The sequence below is a fragment of the Cereibacter ovatus genome (genome assembly GCF_900207575.1).
GTDB lineage: Bacteria > Pseudomonadota > Alphaproteobacteria > Rhodobacterales > Rhodobacteraceae > Cereibacter_A > Cereibacter_A ovatus.
Window position 1 is genome coordinate 338,410 of sequence record NZ_OAOQ01000002.1, and the last position, 25,673, is coordinate 364,082.

The window sequence follows — 25,673 nt, forward strand, 5'->3', positions numbered from 1 at the left end:
GATGGACCGTGTGATCGACGCCGAGGCGCTGCCCTATCGGCCCTGTGTGGGGATCGTGCTGATCAATGCCGAGGGGCTGATCTTTGCCGGGCAGCGCATCGACAGCCCGGTGCCGGCCTGGCAGATGCCGCAGGGCGGGATCGACGAGGGCGAGAAGCCCCGCGAAGCCGCCCTGCGCGAGTTGTGCGAGGAGACCGGCATCACCGCCGATCTGGTCGAGTTCGTGGCCAAGGCGCCGGAGTGGGTGACCTACGATCTGCCGCCCGAGTTGCTGGGCAAGGTCTGGGGCGGGAAATACCGCGGCCAGCGGCAGAAGTGGTTCCTGCTCCGCTATCTGGGCACCGACGATCAGGTGGGAATCGGCACCGATCATGCCGAATTCTCGCGCTGGTGCTGGATCGGGGCGGATGAGATGATCGCGGCGATCGTGCCGTTCAAGCGCGCGGTCTATGAGCAGGTGGTGGGGATGTTCCGCAGCCATCTGCGTTGAGGGTCGGCGCCGGGTATGGTTCCCGGGCGGTGCGGTTCGTGCCATGGGCCGGGCGCCGGGGGCTTCGCGCCCCCGGACCCCCGCGGGATATTTGGGCCAGAATGAAGGGGGATGCCCCGGGGGGCTTCAGCCGTTTTCGCGCAGGATCGTGCCGGCGAGGTAGAGTGAGCCGCAGATCAGGACGCGGGCGGCGGGGGTTTGAGTTGCGATCGTGGCAAGGGCCGCGGTGACCGATGTGGCGGTGCTGGCCTTTATACCGGCGGCGCGGGCGCTGGTGGCGGTGGTTTCGGCGGGCAGCGTGTTCTGTTCGCCGGGGATTTCCACGGCGTGGAGGTGGGTGGTGTGCGGTGCGAGCGGGCGCATGTAGCCGGTCACGTCCTTGGTGTTCAGCATCCCGCAGATCAGGTGGGTCGGGCGTGGGGGCATCCGGGCGAGGGTGGCGGCGATGGCTTCGCCTCCGGCCGGGTTATGGCCGCCGTCGAGCCAGAGTTCGATGCCGGGGGCGCTGTCCGCCAGCGGGCCGCGGCGCAGGCGTTGCATCCGTGCGGGCCAGTCGGCGCGGGTGACGGCGGCTTCGGCCGCGGTTTCGGGTTGGCCGAGGTGGCGCAGCGCCATCAGTGCGGCGCCGGCGTTCTGGATCTGATGGGGGCCGGGCAGGTTCGGCAGCGGCAGGTCGAGAAGGCCGGTTTCGTCCTGAAAGATCAGGCGGCCGCGGTCTTCGAACGCGTGCCAGTGCTGGCCATGGGCAAGGAGGGGGGCGCCGAGGCGGGCGGCGCGGGTCTCGATCACGGCAAGCGCCTCGGGGAGTTGCGGGCCGACGATGCAGGGGGTGAGGCGTTTCAGGATGCCGGCCTTTTCACCGGCGATCTCGGGCAGGGTTTCGCCCAGATACTGCTGATGGTCGATCGAGATCGGGGTGAGGATCGTCAGGCGGGGGCTGTCCACCACATTGGTCGCGTCGAGCCGGCCGCCGAGGCCCACTTCCAGAAGTGTGACGTCGGCGGGGGTTCGGGCGAAGGCCAGCAGCGCCGCGCAGGTGGTGATTTCGAAGAAGGTGATCGGCTCGGGACCGTTCGCGTCCAGGCATTCGTCCAGCAGGGCTGACAGCGCCGGTTCCGAGATCAGATCGCCCGCAAGGCGGATGCGTTCGTGAAACCGCGCCAGATGGGGCGAGGTATAGGCGTGGACCTTCTGCCCCTGCGATTCCAGCCCGGCACGGATCATCGCCTGGGTCGATCCTTTGCCGTTGGTTCCGGCGATATGGATCACCGGGGGCAGGCGGCGTTCGGGGTGGCCGAGTGCTGCCAGAAGCCGATGCACCCGGTCAAGTGTCAGGTCGATGATCTTCGGATGCAGCGACATCATCCGCTGCAGGATGAGGTCCGAGGCGGGCAGGCTCACTCGGCGGCTTTCTCTGGGATCACGGCTTCGGGGGTGGCGGGGGGCGGCAGGTCGATCACCGGCTTGATCTCCGGGGCGGGCAGGTCGCCCTTGATCGCCGGGGGCTGGTTCATCAGCATCCGCAGGATGGTGACCAGTTCCTCGCGCATGTTCTTGCGGTGGGTCACGCGGTCAAGCATCCCGTGATCGAGCAGATATTCCGCGCGCTGGAAGCCTTCGGGCAGTTTCTCGCGGATGGTCTGTTCGATCACGCGGGGGCCGGCAAAGCAGATCAGGGCGTTGGGTTCGGCGATCTGCACATCGCCCAGCATGGCATAGGATGCGGTGACGCCGCCGGTGGTGGGATGGGTCAGCACGCAGATGTAGGGCAGGCCGGCCTCGCGCAGCATCTGCACCGCGACGGTGGTGCGCGGCATCTGCATCAGCGACAGGATGCCTTCCTGCATCCGTGCGCCCCCGGCTGCGGCGAACAGGACCAGCGGGCATTTGCGCTGCACGGCGCGTTCGGCGGCGGCGATGATCGCATTGCCGACATACATCCCCATGGAGCCCGCCATGAAGCTGAAATCCTGCGCGGCGGCGACCACGGGGGTGCGGGCCATCTCGCCTTCGACGACCAGCATCGCCTCTTTTTCGCCGGTCGCGTTGCGGGCGGCCTTCATCCGCTCGGGGTATTTCTTCTGGTCGCGGAACACCAGCGGGTCGGCCAGCGGCTGCGGCACCTCGACCTCGGTGAAGATGCCGCCGTCGAACATCGCGGCGAACCGATCGCGCGGGCTGATGCCCATGTGATGGTCGCAGGTCGAGCAGACATTCAGGTTCTCGGCCAGCTCGCGGTGAAACAGCATCGTTCCGCATTCCGGGCACTTGGTCCACAGGTTCTCGGGCACCTCGCGGCGCGAGAACAGCGAGTTGATCTTCGGGCGGACGTAGTTGGAGATCCAGTTCATGCGGGGCTTGCCCTTCCGGTCGCGGCGTTGAAGGGGAAATAGTCCGGGGGGGCGGGAAATGCAATCGGGCGGGCGGCCCCTGTGACGCCCTGTGCCGCCGGGCGGGGCGGGGGCGGCGCGATCCTGCTTGCCGCGCAGGGTTGGCGCCAGTATTCCCGAAACAGCCACCATGCCAGAGGCCAGGATGAGGAACGCGCGTCCCGACAGGTCGAAGCAGCCCCGGCGCCGCGGTTCGGGCGGCGGGGCGCAGATGCGGTTCGGCCGCAAGGGTCACGCCCGATGAGGCGCTGGACCGTCAGGGCCGGTCTGGCCGCGCTTTTGCTGAGCCTTGCGCCGGCTGTGCTGGCCGAAGGGGTGCGTGTCGCGCCCCCTTCGGGCTATTGCATCGACAAAGAGGCGTCGGCCCGGACCGGCCTTGTGCTGATCGGCCGGTGCGAGGGCGTGACCGACCGCCCCCCCGCGATCCTGACCGCGGTGGTGGGCGCGCCGGGATCGGGGATGGATCTGGACGGTCGGGGGCAGGAACTGGCGGCGTTTTTCGCCTCGGATGCCGGTCGGGCGGCGCTCAGCCGGTCGGGCGATCCGCGTCGGGTCGAGATGCTTGAGGCTTGGGGCGTGGACGATGCCTTTCTGCTGCGGCTGCGCGATACCAGCCGCGGCCATCATGGCCAGACCGAAAGCTGGCGCGCGGTGGTGTCGTTGAAGGGGCGGCTGGTGACGCTGACCGCGACCGGCACCGCCGCGGCCCCGCTGGCGCGCGAGAACGGCAAGCGGCTGATCGGGGCCTTCGTGACCGCGATGAAGGCTGCGAACCGCGGCCCCGCGCGCAACTGACCATGGGCCGGCGCTTTGACACTGTGATCGACCGGCTTGTGCACAGGGCTGCGCTGCGGCGCTGGCGTCGGGCCGCCGATGCCGCCGCTGCCGCCGTCGATCCCGCCACGCTGCGGCTGTTGCGCGGGCGCGGGCGGGCGCTGCGGCGCCAGATCGACCGCTTGCTGCATGTGGCCGAGGATCGGCTGCGGCTGCCGATGATCGGCTCGACCGCGATGCGCCGGCCGCTGGGCACCGACTGGTCGTGGCGCCCGGATCTGTGGCGCCTGCCGGCGCCGCTGCCCGGCATGGCCCCCGCGCCCCCCCGCGCCGAGATCGCCCCCGGTGCCACGCTGTTCCACGACTGCCGCGACAGCGAAATCACGCTGCGCCAGATCCGCACCACGGGCGAGGCCGACCTTGCGCCCTATGGTCTGCGGATCGAGGTGTTCGGCTTTGATGGCCGCTTTCTGTCGCTGGTGCTGGATCTGCCGGATGCGGCGGCGCAGGGCCTGCAAAAGCGGCATCTGATCCGGTTGGAAACCGCGCTGGATCTGGAACGGCCGATGCGCATCTATGCCCGGCTGAACGTCCGCCACGGCCCCAACACCGAACAGATCGTGCGCGAACTGCCCCCCGGTGAGGTGGCGCCGGTGGTCGAGTTCGACCTTGGCTACACCGCGATCGACGAGGCGCGGGTGGACAGGCTGTGGCTTGACCTGATCTTTGATGCGCCGCGGATGAACCGGGTTCTGCTGCGCGATCTCACGCTTGGCCGGCGCCCGCGGGCCGAGGTGTAGCCATGACAGGCGCGGCACGCGACACCCTGTGGTCGGCCGGCAGGCTGCACGCGTGCGGCGCCGATCATCCGGCAGGGGCGCGGCCATGGCCGCCAACACGGGAGCTGTGACGATGATCCTGATGCAGACTGCCATCCGCGCCGGTATCTGGCAGGGGCTGTTGACGGGGGCTGCGACCGCACCCGAACTTGAGGCGGTCCACCACGACACGGCATTGCCCGCGCCGGATGTGACCGCTGTGCCGGGTCGTCCCGGCGAATGGCAGGTGCGTCTGCCGATCCCGCCCGAGGTTCTGTCCGAAGGGGGGCAGGTCATCCTGATCCGTGACCGGGCATCGGATCAGACGCTGGCCCATGTCACGATCCTGACCGGCGAGCCGGTTGATCAGGATCTGCGGGCCGAGGTGGATCTGTTGCGCGCGGAACTTGACATGCTGAAGCAGGCGTTCCGGCGGCATTGCGTCGAGACGGCGGGCTGACGCGCCGGCCGTCTCGCGCGGCATGAAGATCAGTCGCGGCTGTAGTAGCCATACATCTGGTCAAGAATGCTGAGGCTCCGAAGCTGCCGGGTGTTCCGCTCGGGCGTGAAATACGCCGGTGTCATTTCGGCGGCGCGGGCGGCAGTCATCGGACGAGGTGCATGTTTCATGGTCGTTCTCCTTTGGCCTCTGATATAAACCTCATGGAATTCTTGACTTCTCCCTAATGCTGCATGCCACCCATGCCGGTGCTGCAACGCAGCGCGACAGCGTGACGCAATTTTCTTGCGCTTGCGGGCTTGGCTACGCGACATTGTGACCGTGACGCAAGGGAACCCCCGCGCGCGTCGTCGCAGGGCAGGGCGCAGGGCGCCGCGAATCGTTCCGGCGCGGCAGGCTGCACCAATCATCCGCAGTTTGCCCGCCCGCTTCCGCAATCCTGCCCGATTTCAGGATCAGTAATGGCAAAAGCCTCTGATTGTGCGCTGGGGAATCCACAATGGACCGACTGACGGAAATGGAAGCCTTCGCCACCGTCGTGGATCAGGGCGGCTTTACCGATGCCGCCAAGAAGATGGGGATCTCGAAATCGGCCGTGTCGAAGCATGTTTCGGCACTGGAAGCTCGGCTGGGGGCGCGGCTTCTGAACCGCACCACCCGCCGCGTCAGCCCGACCGAGATCGGCCTTGCCTATTACGACCGCGCAAGGCGGGTGCTGAATGACGCGGGCGAGGCGGATGCGCTGGTGACCTCGATGCAGTCGGCCCCCTCGGGGCTGCTGCGGATTTCGGTCGCGACCGATTTCGGGGTGAACCTGCTGTCGCCGATTCTGGCCGATTTTCTGGCCGAATACCCCGAGATCACCGTGAACATGGTGCTGAACAACCGCTATGTCGAACTGATCTCGGAAGGGTTCGACATGGCGATCCGCGTGGGCGAGCTGGAGGATTCCACCCTGCGCGCCCGCAAGCTGACCGAAACGGCGAAGCGGATGATTGCAGCCCCCAGCTATTTCCAGCGCCACGGCCGGCCTGCGAAGATCGACGATCTGAACGACCACAAGCTGCTGCACTATTCCAATCAGGCGAATGGAAATGTGTGGAAGATCATCTCGCCCACCGGCGAAAAGCGGCAGGTCCGCACCGCGGGCTGGCTGACGGTGAACGACGGCCAATCGCTGCTGAATGCTGCCATTTCCGGGCTTGGCATCGCCTATCTGCCGTCCTTCCTTTACGCCGAGGCGATGCGCGAGGGGCTGGTGGAAGAGGCAATTCCCGGCCTGCCGGTCGAGACGCTGGGGATCTATGCCGTCTATCCGCCGGGGCGGTTCACCCAGCCCAAGGTGCGCGCCTTCATCGATTTTCTGGCGCGGCGCTATATGGACAAGGGCCCGGATCACTGGTGATCAGGGCGCTGTCGGCACCACTTCGACGCGGCGATTGCGGGCGCGGCCGTCCTCGGTCCGGTTGGTGTCGCGCGGGGCAAGATAGCCCACGCCCTCGGCGGTGACCTGCGCCTCTGGAACGCCGTGGCGTGAGATCAGCCGTTCGCGCACCGATGCGGCGCGGGCCCGGCTGACAGTGACATTCGCCTCAAGACTGCCCGAGGCGTCGGTATGGCCGACGATGGCCACGCGGCGCGCGGCATCGACCTTCAGCCAGTCCGCCAGATCGGCCAGCGCGGGATAGCTGCGATCCTCAAGCCGGGACGAGCCGCTGGCAAACGCCAGATCTTCCAGCACCACAGGCCCGCCGTCGGACAGCCGGTCACCGATCGTCCCGGGCTGCGGTTCGGGCGATTTCGACGAGGCCGACAGGTCCGGGACCGGCGCGGCCTGCACGCGGGCGCCGACCCGCACCAGTTGCACGAACCCCGTCGCGGCCGAACGGCTGACCAGAAGACTGATCGCCTCGGGGCCGTCGGGGGTGTCGCGCAACGCCGACAGAAAGCGGAAATCGCCCAGATCGACATGCATTTCCGGTTCCGGCAGCACGTCGGCCGCATAGCGGAAGTCAAACCCGCCACAGCTTTCGGTTTCGCACTGGAACAGCGGGCGAAAGCCGTGGGCTTCCAGCGCCGCGCGCAGCGGGGTCAGCAGATCAAGGGTCGATCCGCCCTCCAGCGGGCGCTGAAACGCGCTGCGTGTCACCGCGCCTTCGATCTCGCGGGTGGGCAGGCCCTGTGGCACCCACCGCCCGATGGGCAGACGATAGCTGGAAGCGGGCGTCTCGGTCCGGGCGGCAAGCGCCCATGGCGCCGGCAGGTCAAGGGCTGCGGCAAAGGCGGGATGCGCGATCAGGACCAGCGCCGTCACGGCTGTCAAAACCGGACGGCGGCGGCGCCCGGCCCCCTGTCGCAATGCTGTCGCTGGCACCTGCTCGGCCTCTCTGGGGCTTATGTCGTGCGATAGTGATACTGTCCCACACCTTGCAGGCCCAGAGAAGCATAGAGAGCGCGGGCCGGCAGGTTCGCGCTTGTCACCACCAGCGACAGCCGCGTGGCGCCCTGCTCACCGGCCCAGCAGGCCGCGCGGCGCACCATCGCCGCGGCCGAACCCATCCGGCGCAGCGCGGGCGTCACCTCCAGCGCATGCAGCATCGCATCCTGCCCGTGCAGTGCCACGAAACAGGCGCCCGAGGCGCGGTCGTTCTGGCGGCCAAGGATGGCGCATTTCGGGCCGGTCACCCGGTCCATCACCGCAACGCGGGCGGGGCCGATGCCGGCTTCGGCCCAAAGATCGCGCACGATGCCCAGGGGCGGCCAATGCGGAAAGGCCGACATATGTGGCGGCGCATCGGCGGCAAGCGTCGCGACCGGCGCGGCATAGGCCGTCACCGGATCGTTGATGCGGTATCCGCGGCCCTCAAGCGCCGCATCCAGCGCCTCGTCGCCCGTGCGAAGCATGAACAGCGGGCGCTGGCCAAGGGCCACCATTGCCGCCTCGGCGGTGGCGATGTCGCCGGGCTGCCACGGGCCGTCCGCGGTGGCGGCCGAGACGCGCTGACCGCCGCCGCGCCCTTCGCGGATCGTCCACGGGCCCTGCCGTGTCAGGCCGGCGGCGGGCCATGTCGCATCCAGCGTGGCGAAAAGCGCATCCGGCGTCATTGCGGCTGCGGAAACAGCGCGGCCAGCCGCGTCATCGCCGCCGAGATCCGGCCGGCATCGGTGCCCCGGATCACCAGATTGGCGCCATAGGCCCCGTTCCGGATGAACGGATAGCTGCCCATCTGAAGGTCGGGAAACTCGGCCGCCAGCGCGGCGAAGGGGGCGGCAATCTCGCCCTCGCCGCGGTCCACGCGCAGCGACTGGCTTAGAAGCGGCTCGCCTCCGGTCAGCGTCGGCATGACCGAGGCGACCATGGCCTGAAAGATGTTCGGAACCCCCGCCATCACATGCACATTGCCCAGGGTAAAGCCCGGCGCGGCCGAGACCGGGTTTTCAATCAGGCGGGCGCCGTCGGGGATGCGCGCCATGCGCTGGCGGGCCTCGTTGAACTCCAACCCGGTGCGGGCGTAATGCGCGGCCAGAAGGTCATGGGCATCCTGGCGGATGGCGATCGGCACGCCAAAGGCGGCGGCGATGGCCTCGGCGGTGATGTCGTCATGGGTCGGGCCGATACCGCCGCAGGTGAATACGTGATCCCAGGCCGCGCGCAGCGCGTTCACCGCGGCGATGATGGCATCGCGGTCGTCGGCCACCACCCGGATTTCGCACAGCCGGATGCCGTGGCGGGTCAACTCGCCGGCAAGGTAATGGCTGTTGCCGTCGCGGGTGCGGCCCGACAGGATCTCGTCTCCGATCACAAGCATGGCGGCGGTTGGGTTCGCGGTCATCGGCGTCTCCTTCGGATTGTTCAGCTATAGGCCCGCCCGCGCGGTGTTTCAAACCTTTCGCCGCTGGCACGGATCTGGCAAAGGTCGCAGATGTTGACTATCTTCAACCGATATCAGGACCAGAAGGATTCAGGCGCAGTGGACGAGACGCGCGGTCGCATCACCAAGAACGGCATCCGGATCTACGAGCCCGAGGATTTCGCCGGCATGCGCACGGCCGGTCGTGTCGCGGCCGAGATCCTTGACATGCTGGCCCCCCTTGTCCAGCCGGGGGTGACCACGGCCGACATCGACCGCTTCATCACCGAAGAGATCGGGCGTCGTGGCGTCACCTCGGCCACCATCGGCTACAAGGGGTATCAGCACGCATCCTGCATCTCGGTCAACCATGTGGTCTGCCACGGGATTCCGGGTGCCAAGGTGCTGAAGGACGGCGACATCCTGAACATCGACGTGACGGTGATCGTCGATGGCTGGTTTGGCGATACCAGCCGGATGTATGTGGCCGGCACCCTGTCGCGCAAGGCCGAGCGGCTGATCCAGGTGACCCATGACGCGCTGATGAAGGGGATCGCGGCGGTCAGGCCCGGCGCCACCTTTGGCGACATCGGCTGCGCGATCCAGACCTATGTCGAGGCCAACCGCATGTCGGTGGTGCGCGATTTTTGCGGCCACGGGCTGGGGCGGGTGTTCCATGCGCCGCCGAACGTGCTGCATTACGCGAACTTCCGCTATGACGAGCAGGGCCGCAAGGTCACGCCGCTGGGCAACCACACCGAAGATCGCACCCCCGAGCTTGAGGAAGGCATGTTCTTCACCATCGAGCCGATGGTGAACCTTGGCCGCCCCGAGACCAAGGTTCTGGCCGATGACTGGACCGCCGTGACCCGCGACAAGTCGCTGTCGGCGCAGTTCGAACATGCGGTCGGCGTGACGGCGGACGGATGCGAGATCTTCACCCTGTCGCCGGCGGGCAAGTTCTACCCGATCTGATCGGTCAGCGGACGAAGCTGATCGGCAGCGAAAGGCTGTAGCTGGCGTCGGTCAGACCGGCGGGGGCGGGCGGAAAGCGCCCGGCCGCCCGCACCGCCCGCAATGCCATCGCATCCAGCCGCGGATTGCCCGACGACCGCGCGACCCCGACCGAGATCAGCGCCCCGCTGCGGTCGACGACCAGCAGCATCGCCACCTCGCCGGACATCCCCCGCGCCGCGCGTGTGCGGCGCTGGACCCGCTGGCGGATCTCGGCACCCCATTTCGCTTTCAGCCGGTCGATCTGGCCGGGCGATGCGGCGGCGACCGCCGGGGCCGGCTGGCCGGTCGCGGCTTGCGGGGCAGGGGCTGCCTGCCGGGGCTGTGTGCGCCGGGGTTGATCGTTCGGCGTTTCATCCGGGCGCGGCGGGTCTGGGCGGCGCTGTGGTCGCCGGTCGGGGGGCGGGTCGGATGTGATCTGTTCCGGCGGCGGATCGGGACGGAAACGGTCTTCGGGCAAGGCGGTGGGCATCGGCTGGCGGGCCAGATCGGCGGGCGGGTCAAGGTCGGCCGGGCGCGGCGGCAGGGCCGGCGCGGGATCGGCCTCTGCCGGTGGTGGGGCAGCCTGTGGCGGATCGGGCGGCGGCGCAGGCTGGGGGGCGGTCAGGGCCGCGAACTCGGCCGTCGTCAGCACCGAGACCGAGACCGCCGCAACCGCGGGTGCATGGGCGGGCTGGAAAATCCGGCCGCCCAACAGCAGCCACAGGATCAGCGCGCCATGCGCCACGGCCGAGGCGATCCCCCCTGCCGTCGCGATCCGGCCTGTGTCCCTGTCCGTGGTGGCCGTGGCCGTCACCAAAAGCGGCGTCGGCGGGCGCGTCCCCGGACCCGCATCCCGCGCGCGGATCGGATCAAGCCGTCGGAAGCCAACAGGATCGGGCGCGGGAACGAAGGTCATGGGAAGCATCTTCCGCGATTCGCCGCGCCGGGGCGGCGCCGCTTTCTGGACTGTCCCGCGTGTTCGGGCAATGGCCCGCCGTCATCCCTGCCGCAGGTGGCCCCGATCCCGCACCGGGGCCGGTGGTGCCCCACCTGCACGCCACGGACCTGTGTGGTGCCCGGCTGTTGATCCCCCGCGCCGGGGGGCGGGGGGGCACCCGGACACGGCCCGCTCAGGCCGTCAGGCGGCCCAGCAGATCGGCGTGAACGCCCGCGGGCGCGGCGATGACGCCGGCGGTTTGTGGATGCGCGGCATTGAATCCCAGCGGCTGGCCGAAACGGTCGGTGACCGTCGCGCCGGCGCGTTCCGCGATCAGGCTGCCGGCGGCGATGTCCCATTCCCATGCCTCGCGCAGGGTCAGCATCCCGTCATGGCGCCCCTCGGCCACAAGGCACAGCCGGAACGCCAGACTGGTGCGGAAGCTGCGCTTCACATCCGGCACGCCGCCGGGCCAGTGGCTTTCGCCCAGCGTGGGGCGGGTTGCCAGCAGCGTGGCGCCCGCGGCCTCCGGGCGGCCCGAGGCGCGGATCGGCTGGCCGTCGCGCATCGCCGGTGCCGAAACGCTGGCAGTATAAAGCCGGTCAAGCGCCGGCAGATAGACCGCCGCCGCGATCACCCGGCCGGCTTCGGCAACGGCAAGGGAATGGGCGAATGTATCCTCGCCGGCCATGAAGGCGCGGGTGCCGTCGATCGGGTCGATGATGAACACCCGCCGCGCCGACAGCCGGGCGGCGGTGTCGGTGCTTTCTTCGGACAACCAGCCGTAATCGGGCCGCGCCGCGCGCAGACGGGCGGCAAGGTGATCGTTCACCGCAAGGTCGGCCTCGGTCACGGGGCCGGCGCCGGCGCCCTTGTCCCATGCCTGCGGGCTGTTCTTCCAGAAGCCAAGCGCGATCCGGCCAGCCTCGCGTGCGGCTTCGGTCAGCAGGGCAAGGTCATGCCCCGGCAATCGTCAGACCCTCCACCAGAAGGCTGGGCACCCGGCTGGACAGATGCGCCCGCGCGTCGTTTGCAGGAATGATGGTGCGCAGCATGTCGCGCAGATTGCCTGCGATGGTGCATTCGTTCACCGGGCCGACGATCTCGCCACCCTCGACCCAGAAACCCGAGGCGCCGCGGGAATAATCGCCGGTGTTGCCGTTGACCGACGACCCCATCAGCGCGGTGACCAGAAGCCCGGTGCCCATCTGCGCGATCAGCCCGGCGCGCGTCAGATCACCGGGTGTCAGTTCGGTGTTCGACACCGACGGCTGCGGCGGCTGTGTGGTGCTGCGCGCGGCATTGGCGGTGCTTTCCATCTTCAGCTTGCGCGCGGTGGCCAGATCCAGCGTCCAGCCGGTCAGGATGCCGTTTTCCACGATGGCGCGGCGGCGCGTCGGCAGGCCCTCGGCGTCAAAGGGGCGGGACAGGCCGATGCGCGGGCGCAACGGATCTTCGATGAAGGACAGCCCCGCCGGCAGCACCTGCTGCCCCAGCGCGTCGCGCAGCCACGATCCGCCCCGCGCGATGGTGCTGCCGTTCACCGCCGACAGCAGATGCCCCATCAGCGAGGCGGCGATGCGTTCGTCATAGATCACCGGGAAATGGCCGGTCGGCGGCTTGCGGGCGCCCACGCGGGCCAGCGCACGTTCGGCCGCCAGTTGGCCCACGGTCTCTGCGCCGGGCAAATCGGCGGCAAAGACGCGTGATTCGCCGGCCCAGTCCCGTTCCATCCCGGTGCCCTGCCCGGTGAAGGCCACCGCCGAGACCGACCGCGACGTGCGGACATAGCCGCCGGAAAAGCCGTTCGTTGCCGCCAGATGAACCTCGCGCCGGGAATAGGCGCCCGAGGCTTCGACCTGAAAGATGCCCGGATGCGCCAGCGCCGCGGCCTCGGCCCGGCGGGCATCCTGTTCCAGTGTCGCGGGGGCGGGTTCCTCGGCCGGGTCGTGCAGTTCCAGACCGGACGGGTCGCGGTCGCGCGCGATCTGGCCCGGATCGGCCAGTCCCACGGTCGGGTCTTCCGGCGCCTCGCGGGCCATGGCCACCGCGCGTTCGGCCATCGCCAGCAGCGTGGCCTGCGACATGTCCGAGGCCGAAACGCAGGCCTGCCGGCCGCCGATCAGCACCCGCAGGCCGATCTCGGTGCTTTCGGCGCGTTCGGCCTGTTCCAGCGCCCGTTCGCGGATGTCGATCGACAGCGACGTGCCGCGCACCGCGATCGCATCGGCGGCCTCGGCCCCGGCGCGGCGGGCGGCATCAAGCAGCCGATCGGTCAGGCGGTCGAGCGGTTCGGTCATGGCGGACTCCTGTGGTTCAGCCCCGAGGTAAGCCGCGCAGGGCGCGGAAACAAGTCGGGGCCCGGAATGGAAAGCGGCCCCGCAAAGGGGCCGCCTGTCGCAAAGGTCTTGCCGCGGTTACTGAAGCCGCTGGCCGTTGGCGTAAAAGCCCTTGTCCTTGAATTCCAGCGTCGAGGTCAGCGTGTCCTGACCCTCGCCCGGACGCGCGAACATGCCCAGCATCATCCGCGCCCCCATCGCCTGATCGTTGGGCACAAGGCCGATGGCCACCAGCTTGTCGATCAGCGCATTCGCGCCGACCAGTTTCATGTCCAGCTTGCCGGTCGGTGCGGGCATCCCGTTGAAGGTCGTGGTATCGGTGTTGTCGAAGATGAAACCGCCGTTGCCGGTCAGCGTCGCGCCGGCCAGCGTCAGCTTCATCTCTTGCAGCGACAGCGATTCCAGCGTGCCGGGCGCCTTGCCGCCCAGCTGTTCGACCGCCACCGGATCAAGCAGATCGACATCCAGCTTCGCCGTGCCCGTCGCATCCACCACCAGCGTTGCCGGATCGCGCGGAAGCTGCTTCATCGGGTCGAACATGGCCCAGATCTCGTCCGAGACCTTCAGATCCACCACTTTCGTCAGCAGCCGGAACCCCTGCGGCGCATCGGCCTTGACCACCGGGGCCAGCAGTTCGAACGCGGCTTCGGCATAGGACATGTTAAAGCTGGGGAACGGGATCTGATTGCCGCTGAGCGTCAGGTTCACGCCCTTGGCGCCGCCCTTGTAGGACAGGCCGCCTTCGTTCATCCCCACCTCAAGATGCCCGCTGGCGACGCTGCTGGAGCCTTTCATCCTGTCCGTGGCATCGGTCACGTCGAATTCGACCGTGGCCGGGCCGTAGGTGAACCGGCCGTTGGAGGTGGCCCCGTCGCGCAGGGCGCCGGCAAGATCCGTCATGCCGATCGGGCCGATCATCTGCCCCGCGGACGTGCCCTTGATGTCGGTTGCGCTGGCGCGCACGTTCGCCTTGCCGCCATTTTCGGGATCGGTCATGGCAAAGGTCATCTCGGCCACGGCGGCGGTAAAGTCGCTGGTGATCGCGCGCTTGTCGGCGCCTTCGGTCCGGTAGGTGCCGCCAAGATCGCTCAGCGAGACTTCGGCCACCAGATCCATCGTCTTGGCATCGACCCCATCGACCTTGGTGATCGCCACCGTCGACGAGGGCGCGTTCAGCGTGACCGACGAAACCGCGCCCCCGTCGCCTGCCGCCACCATGACAAGGCCCGGCTGACGGATCGTCAGTTCCACCGTCGTCGGTTCCGGCGGCGGGGCGCCTTCCTCGGGGTCGTCCTGCACGGTCATGTCCACCGGAAATTCGGGCGACATGGTTATTTCAACAGTGCCGTCGCCGCGCTGGGTCAGGTTCACCTCGGGGATGACGCCGTCGATCAGCATCCCCGGTTGTTCGAAGTGAAGGCGCACGCCTTCAAGTTTCAGCGTGTCGCCGCTGCGGCTTTGGTTCGCGGCGGTCAGGCCCTGCCCTGCCGCGGCGCCCATCTCTTGCCAGCTTTGCCAGACCAGTTCGGGCGTCACATCTGCCGAGGCCTGCCCCGCCACCACAAGAGCCGTCAGCGCGGTGCTGCCCGCCAGTGTCCTGAAATACATCATCAGCCTTCCCCGGTACGAACGATGGCCCACAATCTTCTGCGCGTTCCAGAGGGTCAAGCCTTTCCGTCGAATGCAATCATCGGCTAACAAGTTTGTCAGGACGACCACGGGAAGGAGCGCGCAATGATCAATCTTCAGGGCAGGGTGGTGGTGATCACCGGGGCAAGTCGCGGCATCGGCGCGGCCGCGGCGCGGGTCTTTGCCCAGGCCGGCGCGCGGGTGGCCCTGCTGGCGCGCAGCGAGGCCGAGATCACCGCACTGGCCGCCGAGATCGGCGGCGGCGCCTTCGCGATCCGCTGCGACGTGGGCGACTGGGGCCAGACCCGGGCCGCCATCGACGCGGTGGTGGCCACGGCGGGGCGGATCGACGTTCTGATCAACAACGCCGGCGTGATCGAGCCGATCGCCCGCATGGCCGACAGCGACCCCGACGCCTGGGCCCGTGCCATCGACATCAACCTGAAGGGCGTGTTCTTCGGGATGCGCGCGGCCATTCCGCACATGCGCGGCAAGGGCGGCACCATCATCACCGTCAGTTCCGGCGCGGCGCAGAACGCGCTGGAAGGCTGGAGCGCCTATTGCAGTTCCAAGGCCGGGGCCGCGATGCTGACCCGCTGCGCCCATCTGGAAGAGGCGGTGAACCGCATCCGCATCATGGGCCTGTCGCCCGGCACGGTCGCCACCGGGATGCAGGACGCGATCCGCGAAAGCGGGGTGAACCCGGTCAGCCGGCTTGACCCTTCGGTGCATATCCCTGCCGACTGGCCGGCGAGGGCGCTGTTGTGGATGTGCGGGCATGGTGCGGACAAGTGGCTAGGTCAGGAAATCTCGTTGCGGGACGAGACGATCCGCCGTGCCGTGGGGCTGGTGGAATAATGATCCGCACGGCAGATGAGGGCGGGCTGCGGATCGTCACGCTGGATCGCGCCGACAAGGCGAACTCGTTGACCCGGGCGATGCTTGGCGAAATCGAGGCGGCGGTGGCCTCGGCTGCGGCGGATGGCGTGCGCGCCCTGGTGCTGACCGGGGCGGGGCGGGTGTTCTCGGCCGGGGCGGATCTGGACGAGGCCCGCGCCGGTCTTGCCACCGATCCGGTCTGGGAACGGCTGTCGGCCGCGGTGGCGGCGCTGCCCTGCCTGACGGTGGCGGCACTGAACGGCACCATCGCGGGCGGCGCGATGGGGATGGCGCTGGCCTGCGATCTGCGGATCGCGGTGCCCGAAACGCGGCTGTTCTATCCGGTGATGCGGCTGGGCTTTCGGCCGCAGCCCTCGGACGTGGGGCGGTTGGTGGCGCTGGCGGGGCCGGCGCGTGCCAGGATGATCCTGATGGCGGGGGTGAAGGCCACCTCCGACGAGGCGCTGGCCTGGGGCATCCTTGACCGGATCGTGCCGCCGGATCAGTTGCTGCCCGAGGCCGCACGCCTTGCCGCCGATGCGCTGGGCGCCAGCCCCGACCATGTCGCGGCGATCAAGGCGATGGTGGCCGCGGCCTAGCCCTGCGGGCGCGCGGCGGCCATCGTCGCGCGCCGCACCTGCCATTGGCGGCGCAGGAACACGGTCACGAAGATCCCGCTCAGGATCAGGATGATGGTGGGCGCGGGCGCGCTGTCCAGGAAAAAGCTGGCATAGGTGCCGGCCAGCATCGCGCCAAGGCAGACAGCGACCGCCACCGCCAGCATGGCGCCAAAGCGGCGCACGGTCAGGAAGGCGATGGCGCCCGGCGCGATCAAGAGGCCGATGGCCAGGATCAGCCCGGTCGCCGTCAGCGTGGCCACGATGGTCAGCGCCAGCGCCGTCAGCAGCCCGTAATGCAGCACCCCCACCCGCAGCCCCGACGCCCGCGCCTGCCCCGGATCGAAGGCATGCAGCAGCAGGTCGCGCCATGTCAGCAGCAGCACCGCCGTCACCGTGGCCGAGATCGCCCCCGCCACCAGCAGATCCTGCGCCCCCACCCCCAGCATGTTGCCAAACAGGATGTGATCCAGATGCACGTCCGTCTCGATCGAGGTGTAAAGCAGCAGCCCCAGCCCGAACATGCCCGAAAACACCACGCCCATCACGGTGTCCTGCTTGACCCGGCTGTTCCCGGCCAGAAAGCCCGTGGCCAGCGCGCACGTCATGCCGGCGGCAAAGGCGCCCAGCAGCAACGGCAGGCCGGTGACATAGGCCAGCACCACGCCCGGCAGAACCGCATGGCTGATCGCATCGCCCATCAGCGCCCAGCCCTTCAGCACCAGAAAGCACGACAGCAGCGCTGTCGGCACCGCAACCAGCATGCAGATCAGGAACGCCGTCTGCATGAAGGGAAACTGAAACGGGAACAACAGCGTCTCGGTCATTCGGCCTCCAGTGCCCGCGCGGCGCGGCGGCGGGCGGCCAGCATCCCGTGCTTGGGCGCAAAGGCGAAGGCCAGCAGGAACAGTGCGGTCTGAAGCGTGACGATCACCGGCCCCGTCGCCCCGTCAAGGAAATAGGACATGTAGGCGCCCAGAAAGCCGGTTGCCGTGCCGATGGCCACAGCCATCGTCAGAAGGCGCGGAAAGCGGTCGCACAGCAGATAGGCGGTGGCGCCCGGCGTCACCACCATCGCGATCACCAGAAACGCCCCCACCGTCTGCATCGCCGCCACGACCGAGGCCGACAGCAGCGTGAAAAACAGCACCTTCAGCGCCCCCGTCCGCAGCCCGATGGATCGCGCGTGGCTTTCGTCAAAGAAGGTCACCATCAGATCCTTCCACGTCGCCAGCAGGATCGTCAGCGACACCACCCCGATCCCCGCCAGTTGGATCATGTCAAAGCGCGAGATCGCCAGAATGTTGCCCATCACGATGGTCTGGATCGACACCGCCATCGGATCGACCGAGATCATGAACAGCCCCAGCCCGAAGAACGAGGTGAAGATCAGCCCGATCACCACGTCCGGCTTCAACCCGCTGCGATCCGACAGAAACAGCATCGCCCCCGCCGCCAGCCCTCCGGCGAGGAAGGCCCCCAGCGCGAAGGGCAGGCCCAGCATGTAGGCCCCCGCCACCCCCGGCACCACCGAATGCGAAAGCGCATCCCCGATCAGCGACCAGCCCTTCAGCATCAGGAAACACGACAGAAACGCGCAGACCGCCCCCACCAGCGCCGAAACCGCCATCGCATTGGCCATGTAGCCATACAGGAAAGGCTCGGTCAGCGCGGCGAAGGTCATTCGCCCTCCTGCCGGCGGATCCGGCCGCCGTATTCCACAAGGGGGCGTTCGTCGTCGGTCAGGATGCTGACCTCGCGCGGGTCGTCGTCGTCGTGCAGCAGCGTGCCCGACAGGGTGAAGCGGCGCAGCACGCCGCCAAAGGCGCGTTCCAGATTGGCGTGGGTGAAGGTGGTCTCGGTCGGGCCATGGGCCAGCACCGTGCCTTTCACCAGCACCGTCCGGTCGCAGAACTCGGTGACCGAGCCAAGGTTGTGGGTCGAGACCAGCATCACCCGCCCCTCGGCGCGCAACTCGCGCAGAAGGGCGATGATCTCGGCCTCGGTCTGGACATCGACGCCGGTGAAGGGCTCGTCCAGCAGGATCACCTGACCCTCTTGCGCCAGTGCGCGGGCCAGAAACACCCGCTTGCGTTGCCCGCCCGACAGTTCCCCGATCTGGCGATGGCGCAGGGCCTCCATTCCCACGCGGGCCAGCGCCTCGGTCACGGCGGCGCGGTCGGCGGGCTTGGGGCGGCGCAGCAGGCCCATGTGGCCATAGCGCCCCATCATCACCACATCCTCGACCAGAACCGGGAAGGTCCAGTCCACTTCCTCGGCCTGCGGAACGTAGGCCACAAGGTTTTCGCGCAGCGCCTGCGGCACTGTCCGGCCCAGAAGGCGGATCTGGCCGGCGCCCGCCGGCACCAGCCCCATGATTGCCTTGAACAGCGTGGATTTCCCCGCGCCATTCACGCCCACCAGCGCCGTCACCGTGCCGCGCGGCAGGGCGAAACTGGCGTGGTGCAGCGCGGTCAGACCGTTGCGGTAGGTCACCGTCAGATCGCGGACAAGGATGCCCTCGCCTTCGGGGGGGGGCGCCATCTGCATCAGCCGTCTCCTTGTTCCAGCCCGGCCGCGATGGTCTCGGCGGTGACGCGCATCAGGTCGAGATAGGTCGGCACCGGCCCGTCCCGCGTGCTGAGGCTGTCGACATACAGCATCCCGCCATAGGCGGCGCCGGTTTCGCGCGCGATCTGACGGGCGGGGGCGTTGTTCACCGTGCTTTCGCAGAACACCGCCGGGATGCGGTGCTGCCGGACGCCATCGATCACCGCGCGCACCTGTTGCGGGGTGCCGACCTGATCGGCGTTCATCGGCCAGAGGTACAGCTCTTTCAGGCCGAAATCGCGGGCCAGATAGGGGAATGCGCCCTCGCAGGTCACCAGCCAGCGCCGATCTTCGGGCAGCGCCGCGATCCGGTCGCGCAAGGGGCCGATCGCTTCGCGCAGGCGGGCCTTGTAGCTTTCGGCATTGGCGCGGTAGGTGGCGGCATTGGCGGGGTCGTGCGTGGCCAGCGCGTGGGCGATATTGTCGATGTAGATCAGAGCGTTATCCAGCCCCATCCAGGCGTGCGGATTGGGTTTGCCGCGATATTCGCCGCCCGCCACGGCGATGGGGTCTATCCCGTCGGACAGCGTGACCGAGGGCACGTCCTTCAGGTTGTCCAGAAACTGCGCGAACCAAAGCTCAAGGTTCAGCCCGTTCCACAGGATCAGGTCGGCATCCCATGCCCGCACGATGTCGCGCGGCGTCGGCTCGTATCCGTGGATCTCGGCGCCGGGGCGGGTGATCGAGACCACCTCGGCCGCGTCGCCGGCCACGTTCTGCGCCATGTCGGCCAGAACCGTGAAGGTGGTCGCCACCTTCATCCGCGGCTCGCGCGCATCGGACGGGGCTGCCAGCAGCAGCGCAAGGGTTCCGGTCAGGGTGGCAAGCCATCGTATCCGCATGGAATGAAAATGCGATGCATTCGCAAAAGGTCAAGCAAAATTGCGAACCCTTCGCAATTCCGTGAGGATCAAAGGCCCAGAAGTCCGGGCAAGTCCCGCATGTCGGTGAAGGGGATGGCGCCTTCGGCCCGCAGCGCCGATGCCTGACCGTGGGGGGCATAGCCGAAGCAGGTCATGCCGGCGGCGCGGGCGGCGCGGGCGCCGGTCGGGCTGTCCTCGATCACGGCGGCATGGGCGGGGGGCACGCCAAGCGCGCGGGCGGCGTGCAGGTAAAGATCGGGCGCGGGCTTTGGCGCGCCAAGGGTCTGCCCCGAGAACAGCCGGCCGTGCAGCTTTGCCAGCAGCGCCGGGTGCTGGCCCAGCGTCACCTGCATCTTGCGGTCTGACCCGTTCGACCCCACCGCATAGGCGATGCCCGCCGCATCCAGCGCCGCAATCACCCCCAGCACATCCGGGATCAGCGGCGTGCCTTCGGCCAGCCGGGCGTAAAGGCGTTCATAGAAATCATCGACCCAGTTCGCGGGCAGATCCGCCCCCAGCGCGCGGGCCTTGGCGGCGGCGCCGGGAATGGTGCCGCCCAGAAAATGCGCCTCCATCTCGGCATGGGTCAGCGGCAGGCCGTGGCGGGCCATATCCTCGCCCAGCATGGCGAAGGCTGCGGGTTCACTGTCCACCAGCACGCCGTCGCAATCGAAGATCACGGCTTTGATATGGGGGGGCTGGGTCGGAAGGGTCATGGCGCCTCAAGTATGGTGACAAGCGTCTCGCCGTAGCGGCGCTGGTCAAGCTGGGTGAAGCCGTCGGGCGGGGTGGGGGGCTGGCTTTCCTCCCACACCACCAGCGCGCCGGGGGCAAGCCAGCCGGCATGGGCGGCCAGTGCCGCCTCGCCCAGCCGCTTGCCATAGGGCGGATCAAGAAAGCACAGCGTGACAGGCGCGGCGGGGGGCGGCGCGGGGCGTGTGGCATCGCGGCGCTGGATTTCGCAACTGTCTGCGGCGCGCATCAGCCCGATGTTCTGGCGCAGCAGCGCCAGCGCCGGGGCGCCGCTTTCGACAAAGATCACATCGGCCGCGCCGCGCGACAGCGCCTCAAGCCCCAGCGCGCCGGTGCCGGCGAACAGGTCCAGCACCCGCGCCCCCGCCACCGGATTGCCATAGCCGCCATTGATCAGCAGGTTGAAGATCGCCTCGCGCACCCGGTCCGAGGTCGGGCGCAGATGGGCCGCGGCATCACCCGCGCCGACCTCGGCCAGCCGAAGTCCACGCCGCGCCCCGCCGATGATCCTCATAGCAGCGCCTTCAGCGGCACCGACAGATCCGAGACCTGCGCGGGGGCGGGGCTGTGGCCGGCCTCGATCAGGCGCTTGCCGACCATGTAGGCGCGCGGATCGTTCATCGCATCCACGGCCAGTAACGCATCGCCGCGGAAATACCAGAACGAGACCGCGCCCCCTTCCGGCCCGCGCGTCACCACCCGGTCATAGCCAAGGTTCAGTCCCGCGATCTGCAATTTCATGTCATACTGATCCGACCAGAACCACGGCATCGGCCGATAGTCCTGCCCCGCGCCCAGCATGTTCGCGGCCACCAGTTCCGCCTGATCGATGGCGTTCTGCACCGACTCCAGCCGCAACCGCCCGCCTTGCCACGGAAAAGAGGTGCAGTCCCCCGCGGCCCAGATCGCCGGGTCCGAGGTGCGGCCCTGCGCATCGACCGCGATGCCGTTGTCCAGTGCCAGTCCCGCGGCTTCGGCCAGTGCGGTGGCGGGCAGGATGCCCACGCCTGCGATCACGAAATCGGTCGGCAGTTCGGTGCCGTCGGCCAACCGCGCGGCCTGAACCCGGCCCTCTCCCACAAGCCGGTCCAGCGCCATGCCTTCGATGATGCGGACGCCGTGGGCGGTATGCAGCGCGCGGACCCAGTCCGAGGTTTCGGGCGCGGCCACCCGTTGCAGGATGCGCGGTGCCATTTCGACCACGGTGACCTGAAGGCCCAGCTTTGCGGCCACGGCGGCCGCCTCAAGCCCGACATAGCCGCCGCCGATCACCACCAGCCGCCGGCCCGCTGCGAATTCTTTCCGCATTGCATCGACATCGGCCAGCGTGCGCACGACATGCACCCCGGCCAGCGCCCCGCCTGCGGCATCGGGCAGGCGGCGCGGGACTGATCCGGTCGTCAGCGCCAACTGGTCATAGTGAACCGTCTGCCCGTCCACTGTCACTGTCCGGGCCGTGCGGTCGATGGCGGTGACCGGCTGCCCAAGGCGCAGATCGATCCCGGCTTCGGCATAGAAGGCGGGGTTGCGCAGCCACAGCCGCGTTTCCTCCATCTCGCCCAGCAGATAGGCCTTGGACAGCGGCGGGCGCTGGTAGGGCGGGCTTTGTTCCGCGCCGATCAGGGTCAGGCTGCCGGAATGGCCCAGGGCACGCAGTTTCGCCACAAGGGCCGCCCCGGCCTGACCGGCCCCGATCACCACGATATCCGACATCCTACACCTCTGTTACCGCGCCTGCGACAAAACGACTGGTCGGGCGCCGGGTCGGACCCTATATCCCGGAACATCGGAAACGCAACGCGCGAGGGAGACGGAAATGGGGATTTCGGTGGGGGACCGGCTGCCCGAGGCCACGCTGATCCGGCTGGGGGCCGAGGGCCCCGAGCAGGTGGCGCTGTCTGACCGGCTGAAGGGCCGCAATGTGGTGATCTTTGCCGTGCCGGGCGCTTACACGCCCACCTGCCATTCGGCCCATGTGCCCAGCTTCATCCGCACCCTGCCGCAGTTCCGCGACAAGGGCGTGGACGAGGTGATCTGCATCGCGGTGAACGACCCCTTCGTGATGAAAGCCTGGGGCGAGGCGACCGGCGCGACCGAGGCCGGCATCACCCTGCTGTCGGATGCCGAAAGCGCCTTTACCAAGGCGATGGGTCTTGATTTCGACGCGCTGCCCGTCGGGCTGATCGGACGGTCGAAGCGTTATGCGTTGCAGGCGGTGGACGGGGTGGTGAAGGTGCTTCACCTGGAGCAAAGCCCCGGCGTCTGCGAGACCTCGGGCGGCGAGGCGCTGCTGGCTGCGATCTGATCTGCGGGGTGCGGGCGGGTCGGTGCAAGGTCCGTCCGCCCATCCTCGACGGCCAGAGCGGGATCCCCCGCCCGCCCTTTCCCGCCTGCGTTTGCCCGTCAGCCGCGGGTCAGGTCGTCCATCCGACGCGCAAGTTTCACATCCCGGGCCGTCAGCCCGCCCGCGTCATGGGTGGTCAGCGTCACCTCGACCGTGCCATAGACATTGCGCCATTCCGGGTGGTGGTTCCATTTCTCGGCCCAGAGCGCGGCACGGGTCATGAAGCCGAAGGCATCCACGAAGGTGTCGAAGCGATAGGTCTTGCAGAGCGCGCCGCGGCTGTCGTCATGGCGCCAGCCGCTGGCGATCAGCGGGGCAAGATCTGCGGGATCGATCGGGTCGGTCATCGGTCATCTCCTTCCGGGGGCTGGGGCATGTCCATCGTCGGTCACTCGTCGTTGCCGCCGCGGCGGAACGGGCCATAGGCGGTCAGAACCTCGATGTCTTCGGTCGTGGCGCGACGTTCGGCCTGAAGATAGCGCGCGACAGCCTCGGCCAGGCCCGGATCTGCGAACCAGTGCAGTGAATGGACCGGAACCGGCAGATAGCCGCGGGCCAGCTTGTGTTCGCCCTGCGCGCCGGCCTCGACCCGGTGCAGGCCATGGGCGATCGCCCAGTCGATGGCCTGATGATAGCAGAGTTCGAAGTGAAGGCAGGGGTGATCCTCGGTGCAGCCCCAGTAGCGGCCGAAAAGCGTGCGCCGCCCGATGAAGTTCAGCGCGCCCGCGACCGGGCGGCCGGCGCGTTCGGCCAGAACCAGCAGGATGTCGTGGCGCATCCTGTCGTGAAATTCCGTAAACGCACGACGGGTCAGGTAGGGTCGGCCCCATTTGCGGTTGCCGGTGTCCTGATAGAAGGCCCAGAAGGCATCCCAATGGGCGGGCTCGATCTGGTCGCCGGTCAGGCAGCGGATGGTGCCGCCGAAGGCCTGTGCGGTGTCGCGTTCCTTGCGGATGGCCTTGCGCTTGCGCGACGACAGGTCGGCAAGGAAGTCGGCAAAGCTGGTGTAGCCGCGGTTTTCCCAATGGAACTGCTGGGTGGTGCGCGGCATGAGGCCAAGGCGGGCGCCGGCCTCGGCCTCGGCCGCGGTGCAGAAGGTGACGTGCAGCGAGGAAAGCGCATTGCGTTCGGCAAGGTTCAGCGTGCCGCGGATCAGGGCGGTGCGGCCGGTGTCTTCGTCCCCCGGGCGGGTCAGGAAGCGCCGGCCGGTGGCCGGGGTGAAAGGCACCGCCAGTTGCAGTTTGGGGTAATAGCGCCCGCCCGCGCGTTCGTAGGCATGGGCCCAGTTGTGGTCGAAGATATATTCGCCCTGACTGTGGCTTTTGGCGTAAAGCGGCGCCGCGGCGATCAGGCGCCCGTCGGCACGCGCCACCAGAGGCAGCGGCTGCCAGCCGGTGCCCGGCCCGACCGAGTCTGAGCGTTCCAGTGCCGACAGGAAGCGGTGGGTGGTGAACGGGTCTTCGGGCCGGCCCGTGGCCGCTTCGGGGCAGGCCACCGCATCCCAGCAGGTTTCCGGGATCTCGGCGATGGAGGCGTGGGCGGTGATCTCGATCTCGGGTCGGGTCATGCGGGGTGTGTTTCCGGAACCGGTGGAGCGGGGGGCTGTCTGCCCCCCGCGCCCCCCGAGGATATTTGTGCCAGAATGAAGGGGGCTGTCAGGTGGGAAGTGGGGCGAGGTAGTGTTCGAAGGTGATGTTCTGGGCGATGCGGCGGGCGGCGGCTTCGTCCTTTGGTGAGCGGATGGTCCAGCACAGGATGGCGGCGCCTTGCGCCTTGAGTTCGGCCACGCGCGGGCGGTCGAGGTCGGGGGCTTCGTGTGAGAGGAAGCTGGCGTCGGTGCGGTCGTAGTCGGGGATCGCGCGCAGGCGGTCGCAGGTTTCAGTCGGGACGGGGGCCCAGTCTTCGGGGCGGTAGGACGAGGTGACGAGGCCGCGCGGAAGGTGGGGGGCGAGGCGGGCCATTTCGGCGATGCTGTGCGGGTTGAAGGACATCACGGCCACCGGGCCGGTGTAGTCTTGCAGGGCGCGGGCGGTGGCGGCTTCGAGTGGGCCAACTGCCGGGCAGAGGGTGCCGGACTGGTCCTTGATCTCGATCAGCAGGGGGGCGCGGCCTGCGACGAGGGTCAGCACCTCGGGCAGGGTGGGGATGGTGTCGTCGCTGTCGCGCAGGGGGATGCGGCCGAGGTCGGCGGCGGTGCGGGCGGCGACGGGACCGGAGGCGTGGGTCAGGCGGTCGAGGGTTTCGTCGTGGAACACCATCGCTTGGCCATCGGACGACAGTTGCAGGTCGATTTCGATGGCATAGCCGGCCGTGATTGCCGCGCGGATGGCGGCGGGCGAGTTTTCGGGCCGGCGCGCCCTGCGGTCATGCAGGGCGCGGTGGGCGATGGGCAGGTGCAGGAACGGGGCGGGCAGGGGGATGCGCATCAGCGGATCTCGAAGATCGCCTCGATCTCGACGGCGACGCCGAAGGGCAGGCTGGCGGCCGAGACGGCCGAGCGGGCATGGCGGCCGGCATCGCCGAGGGCTGCCACAAGGAAGTCCGAGGCGCCGTTGATGACCTTGGGCTGGTCGGTGAAGTCGGGGGTCGAGTTCACGAAACCCGTCAGCTTCACGACCCGCACGAGGCGTGTCAGGTCGCCGTCGCAGGCGCGGCGCAGTTGGGCCAGCAGGCTGATGGCGCAGGCTTTTGCGGCCGCGGCGCCGGCTTCGGTTTCCATGTCGGCGCCGAGGCGGCCCTTGATCATCCCGTCCGCGGTCTGGCTGATCTGGCCCGAGACATGGACGAGGTTTCCCGTCACCACGAAGGGGACGTAGTTTGCGGCCGGGGCCGGCGCGTCGGGCAGGGTCACGCCAAGTTCGGCAAGGCGGGCTTCGATGGTCATCGGGGATCTCCGGCTGGTTCGGGGCGGAGGCTAGCCCTG

30 protein-coding genes are annotated in these 25,673 nt (G+C 68.6%); 9 read left to right on the top strand and 21 right to left on the bottom strand.

Translation table 11 applies throughout. The features are described 5' to 3' along the window. The first annotated feature begins 1 nt into the window (after position 1). Complete coding sequence (locus CRO07_RS03895; RefSeq protein ID WP_097029367.1) at positions 2 to 490, top strand: RNA pyrophosphohydrolase; 489 nt, start codon at positions 2 to 4, stop codon at positions 488 to 490. Positions 491 to 616: 126 nt separating this feature from the next. Here CRO07_RS03895 and CRO07_RS03900 read toward each other — a convergent pair whose 3' ends face one another. Then, positions 617 to 1,891, bottom strand: coding sequence for a bifunctional folylpolyglutamate synthase/dihydrofolate synthase (locus CRO07_RS03900; protein WP_097029368.1), 1,275 nt, complete (start codon positions 1,889 to 1,891; stop codon positions 617 to 619). Further along, positions 1,888 to 2,841, bottom strand: coding sequence for an acetyl-CoA carboxylase, carboxyltransferase subunit beta (gene accD / locus CRO07_RS03905; RefSeq protein WP_097029369.1), 954 nt, complete (start codon positions 2,839 to 2,841; stop codon positions 1,888 to 1,890). The genes CRO07_RS03900 and accD overlap by 4 nt, the downstream gene beginning before the upstream one ends. Positions 2,842 to 3,120: 279 nt before the next feature. Between accD and CRO07_RS03910 the strand changes: the two genes are divergently transcribed. The 3 genes from CRO07_RS03910 (at position 3,121) to CRO07_RS03920 (ending at position 4,932) form a co-directional block, all read left to right on the top strand. Next, positions 3,121 to 3,675 carry a cation transport ATPase gene (locus tag CRO07_RS03910; RefSeq protein WP_097029370.1) on the top strand — a complete coding sequence of 185 codons (555 nt, stop codon included), beginning with the start codon at positions 3,121 to 3,123 and terminating at the stop codon, positions 3,673 to 3,675. Positions 3,676 to 3,677: 2 nt separating this feature from the next. Next, complete coding sequence (locus tag CRO07_RS03915; protein ID WP_097029371.1) at positions 3,678 to 4,454, top strand: DUF6478 family protein; 777 nt, start codon at positions 3,678 to 3,680, stop codon at positions 4,452 to 4,454. Positions 4,455 to 4,539: 85 nt separating this feature from the next. Next, positions 4,540 to 4,932: a hypothetical protein gene (locus tag CRO07_RS03920; protein WP_235840923.1), complete on the top strand. Its 393-nt coding sequence runs from the start codon at positions 4,540 to 4,542 to the stop codon at positions 4,930 to 4,932. A gap of 29 nt (positions 4,933 to 4,961) precedes the next feature. Here the strand turns inward: CRO07_RS03920 and CRO07_RS03925 are convergent, their stop codons facing one another. Further along, positions 4,962 to 5,102, bottom strand: coding sequence for a hypothetical protein (locus CRO07_RS03925; RefSeq protein ID WP_097029372.1), 141 nt, complete (start codon positions 5,100 to 5,102; stop codon positions 4,962 to 4,964). Positions 5,103 to 5,431: 329 nt separating this feature from the next. On the opposite strand from CRO07_RS03925, the gene CRO07_RS03930 reads away from it, so the two are divergent. Then, complete coding sequence (locus tag CRO07_RS03930) at positions 5,432 to 6,337, top strand: LysR family transcriptional regulator (RefSeq protein ID WP_097029373.1); 906 nt, start codon at positions 5,432 to 5,434, stop codon at positions 6,335 to 6,337. Here CRO07_RS03930 and CRO07_RS03935 read toward each other — a convergent pair whose 3' ends face one another. From CRO07_RS03935 to CRO07_RS03945, 3 genes are all read right to left on the bottom strand, one after another. After that, the gene (locus CRO07_RS03935; RefSeq protein ID WP_235840924.1) at positions 6,338 to 7,246 is read right to left on the bottom strand and encodes an OmpA family protein; all 909 of its coding nucleotides are present in this window, start codon (positions 7,244 to 7,246) and stop codon (positions 6,338 to 6,340) included. Positions 7,247 to 7,326: 80 nt separating this feature from the next. Beyond that, positions 7,327 to 8,037, bottom strand: a complete 711-nt coding sequence (locus CRO07_RS03940) for a GNAT family N-acetyltransferase (protein WP_097029375.1) — start codon at positions 8,035 to 8,037, stop codon at positions 7,327 to 7,329. Then, the gene (locus CRO07_RS03945) at positions 8,034 to 8,765 is read right to left on the bottom strand and encodes a competence/damage-inducible protein A (protein WP_097029376.1); all 732 of its coding nucleotides are present in this window, start codon (positions 8,763 to 8,765) and stop codon (positions 8,034 to 8,036) included. Before CRO07_RS03945 ends, CRO07_RS03940 begins: the two co-directional genes overlap by 4 nt. A 138-nt stretch (positions 8,766 to 8,903) precedes the next feature. Between CRO07_RS03945 and map the strand changes: the two genes are divergently transcribed. Beyond that, the gene (gene map / locus CRO07_RS03950) at positions 8,904 to 9,758 is read left to right on the top strand and encodes a type I methionyl aminopeptidase (protein ID WP_097029482.1); all 855 of its coding nucleotides are present in this window, start codon (positions 8,904 to 8,906) and stop codon (positions 9,756 to 9,758) included. A 4-nt stretch (positions 9,759 to 9,762) separates the two neighbouring features. Here the strand turns inward: map and CRO07_RS03955 are convergent, their stop codons facing one another. The 4 genes from CRO07_RS03955 to CRO07_RS03970 all read right to left on the bottom strand — a co-directional run bounded on the left by CRO07_RS03955 (position 9,763) and on the right by CRO07_RS03970 (position 14,666). Then, entirely contained in the window at positions 9,763 to 10,695 is a 933-nt protein-coding gene (locus tag CRO07_RS03955) for an energy transducer TonB family protein (RefSeq protein ID WP_097029377.1), read from the bottom strand. Positions 10,696 to 10,909: 214 nt separating this feature from the next. Next, positions 10,910 to 11,686, bottom strand: coding sequence for a 3'(2'),5'-bisphosphate nucleotidase CysQ (locus tag CRO07_RS03960; RefSeq protein WP_097029378.1), 777 nt, complete (start codon positions 11,684 to 11,686; stop codon positions 10,910 to 10,912). Then, complete coding sequence (locus CRO07_RS03965) at positions 11,673 to 13,016, bottom strand: TldD/PmbA family protein (RefSeq protein ID WP_097029379.1); 1,344 nt, start codon at positions 13,014 to 13,016, stop codon at positions 11,673 to 11,675. The genes CRO07_RS03960 and CRO07_RS03965 overlap by 14 nt, the downstream gene beginning before the upstream one ends. A 117-nt stretch (positions 13,017 to 13,133) precedes the next feature. Next, a complete protein-coding gene (locus CRO07_RS03970; protein ID WP_097029380.1) occupies positions 13,134 to 14,666 on the bottom strand; it encodes a DUF2125 domain-containing protein in 1,533 nt (510 codons plus the stop codon). A gap of 123 nt (positions 14,667 to 14,789) precedes the next feature. On the opposite strand from CRO07_RS03970, the gene CRO07_RS03975 reads away from it, so the two are divergent. Together CRO07_RS03975 and CRO07_RS03980 are read left to right on the top strand one after the other, a co-directional pair. Beyond that, on the top strand, positions 14,790 to 15,542 hold the full coding sequence (locus CRO07_RS03975) for an SDR family oxidoreductase (protein WP_097029381.1): 753 nt from the start codon (positions 14,790 to 14,792) through the stop codon (positions 15,540 to 15,542). After that, a complete protein-coding gene (locus tag CRO07_RS03980; RefSeq protein ID WP_097029382.1) occupies positions 15,542 to 16,162 on the top strand; it encodes an enoyl-CoA hydratase/isomerase family protein in 621 nt (206 codons plus the stop codon). The genes CRO07_RS03975 and CRO07_RS03980 overlap by 1 nt, the downstream gene beginning before the upstream one ends. On the opposite strand, the gene CRO07_RS03985 is transcribed toward CRO07_RS03980, so the two are convergent. From CRO07_RS03985 to CRO07_RS04015, 7 genes are all read right to left on the bottom strand, one after another. After that, entirely contained in the window at positions 16,159 to 17,007 is an 849-nt protein-coding gene (locus CRO07_RS03985) for a metal ABC transporter permease (protein ID WP_097029383.1), read from the bottom strand. The genes CRO07_RS03980 and CRO07_RS03985 overlap by 4 nt on opposite strands. Continuing rightward, entirely contained in the window at positions 17,004 to 17,864 is an 861-nt protein-coding gene (locus CRO07_RS03990; RefSeq protein WP_097029384.1) for a metal ABC transporter permease, read from the bottom strand. The genes CRO07_RS03985 and CRO07_RS03990 overlap by 4 nt, the downstream gene beginning before the upstream one ends. Beyond that, entirely contained in the window at positions 17,861 to 18,730 is an 870-nt protein-coding gene (locus CRO07_RS03995; protein ID WP_097029385.1) for a manganese/iron ABC transporter ATP-binding protein, read from the bottom strand. Before CRO07_RS03995 ends, CRO07_RS03990 begins: the two co-directional genes overlap by 4 nt. Continuing rightward, on the bottom strand, positions 18,730 to 19,632 hold the full coding sequence (locus CRO07_RS04000) for a metal ABC transporter substrate-binding protein (protein ID WP_097029386.1): 903 nt from the start codon (positions 19,630 to 19,632) through the stop codon (positions 18,730 to 18,732). Before CRO07_RS04000 ends, CRO07_RS03995 begins: the two co-directional genes overlap by 1 nt. A gap of 68 nt (positions 19,633 to 19,700) precedes the next feature. After that, a complete protein-coding gene (locus CRO07_RS04005) occupies positions 19,701 to 20,369 on the bottom strand; it encodes an HAD family hydrolase (protein ID WP_097029387.1) in 669 nt (222 codons plus the stop codon). After that, positions 20,366 to 20,920, bottom strand: a complete 555-nt coding sequence (locus CRO07_RS04010; protein ID WP_097029388.1) for an RsmD family RNA methyltransferase — start codon at positions 20,918 to 20,920, stop codon at positions 20,366 to 20,368. Before CRO07_RS04010 ends, CRO07_RS04005 begins: the two co-directional genes overlap by 4 nt. Further along, positions 20,917 to 22,119, bottom strand: a complete 1,203-nt coding sequence (locus CRO07_RS04015) for an NAD(P)/FAD-dependent oxidoreductase (RefSeq protein ID WP_097029389.1) — start codon at positions 22,117 to 22,119, stop codon at positions 20,917 to 20,919. Before CRO07_RS04015 ends, CRO07_RS04010 begins: the two co-directional genes overlap by 4 nt. Before the next feature lie 103 nt (positions 22,120 to 22,222). On the opposite strand from CRO07_RS04015, the gene CRO07_RS04020 reads away from it, so the two are divergent. Continuing rightward, on the top strand, positions 22,223 to 22,711 hold the full coding sequence (locus CRO07_RS04020; RefSeq protein ID WP_097029390.1) for a peroxiredoxin: 489 nt from the start codon (positions 22,223 to 22,225) through the stop codon (positions 22,709 to 22,711). Positions 22,712 to 22,809: 98 nt separating this feature from the next. Here CRO07_RS04020 and CRO07_RS04025 read toward each other — a convergent pair whose 3' ends face one another. The 4 genes from CRO07_RS04025 to CRO07_RS04040 form a co-directional block, all read right to left on the bottom strand. Then, positions 22,810 to 23,097: a 4a-hydroxytetrahydrobiopterin dehydratase gene (locus CRO07_RS04025; RefSeq protein ID WP_097029391.1), complete on the bottom strand. Its 288-nt coding sequence runs from the start codon at positions 23,095 to 23,097 to the stop codon at positions 22,810 to 22,812. A 41-nt stretch (positions 23,098 to 23,138) separates the two neighbouring features. Beyond that, entirely contained in the window at positions 23,139 to 24,317 is a 1,179-nt protein-coding gene (locus CRO07_RS04030; protein ID WP_097029392.1) for a GNAT family N-acetyltransferase, read from the bottom strand. Positions 24,318 to 24,405: 88 nt separating this feature from the next. Further along, complete coding sequence (locus tag CRO07_RS04035) at positions 24,406 to 25,176, bottom strand: glycerophosphodiester phosphodiesterase family protein (protein WP_097029393.1); 771 nt, start codon at positions 25,174 to 25,176, stop codon at positions 24,406 to 24,408. Next, entirely contained in the window at positions 25,176 to 25,634 is a 459-nt protein-coding gene (locus CRO07_RS04040; RefSeq protein WP_097029394.1) for a RidA family protein, read from the bottom strand. Before CRO07_RS04040 ends, CRO07_RS04035 begins: the two co-directional genes overlap by 1 nt. Positions 25,635 to 25,673: the final 39 nt, after the last annotated feature.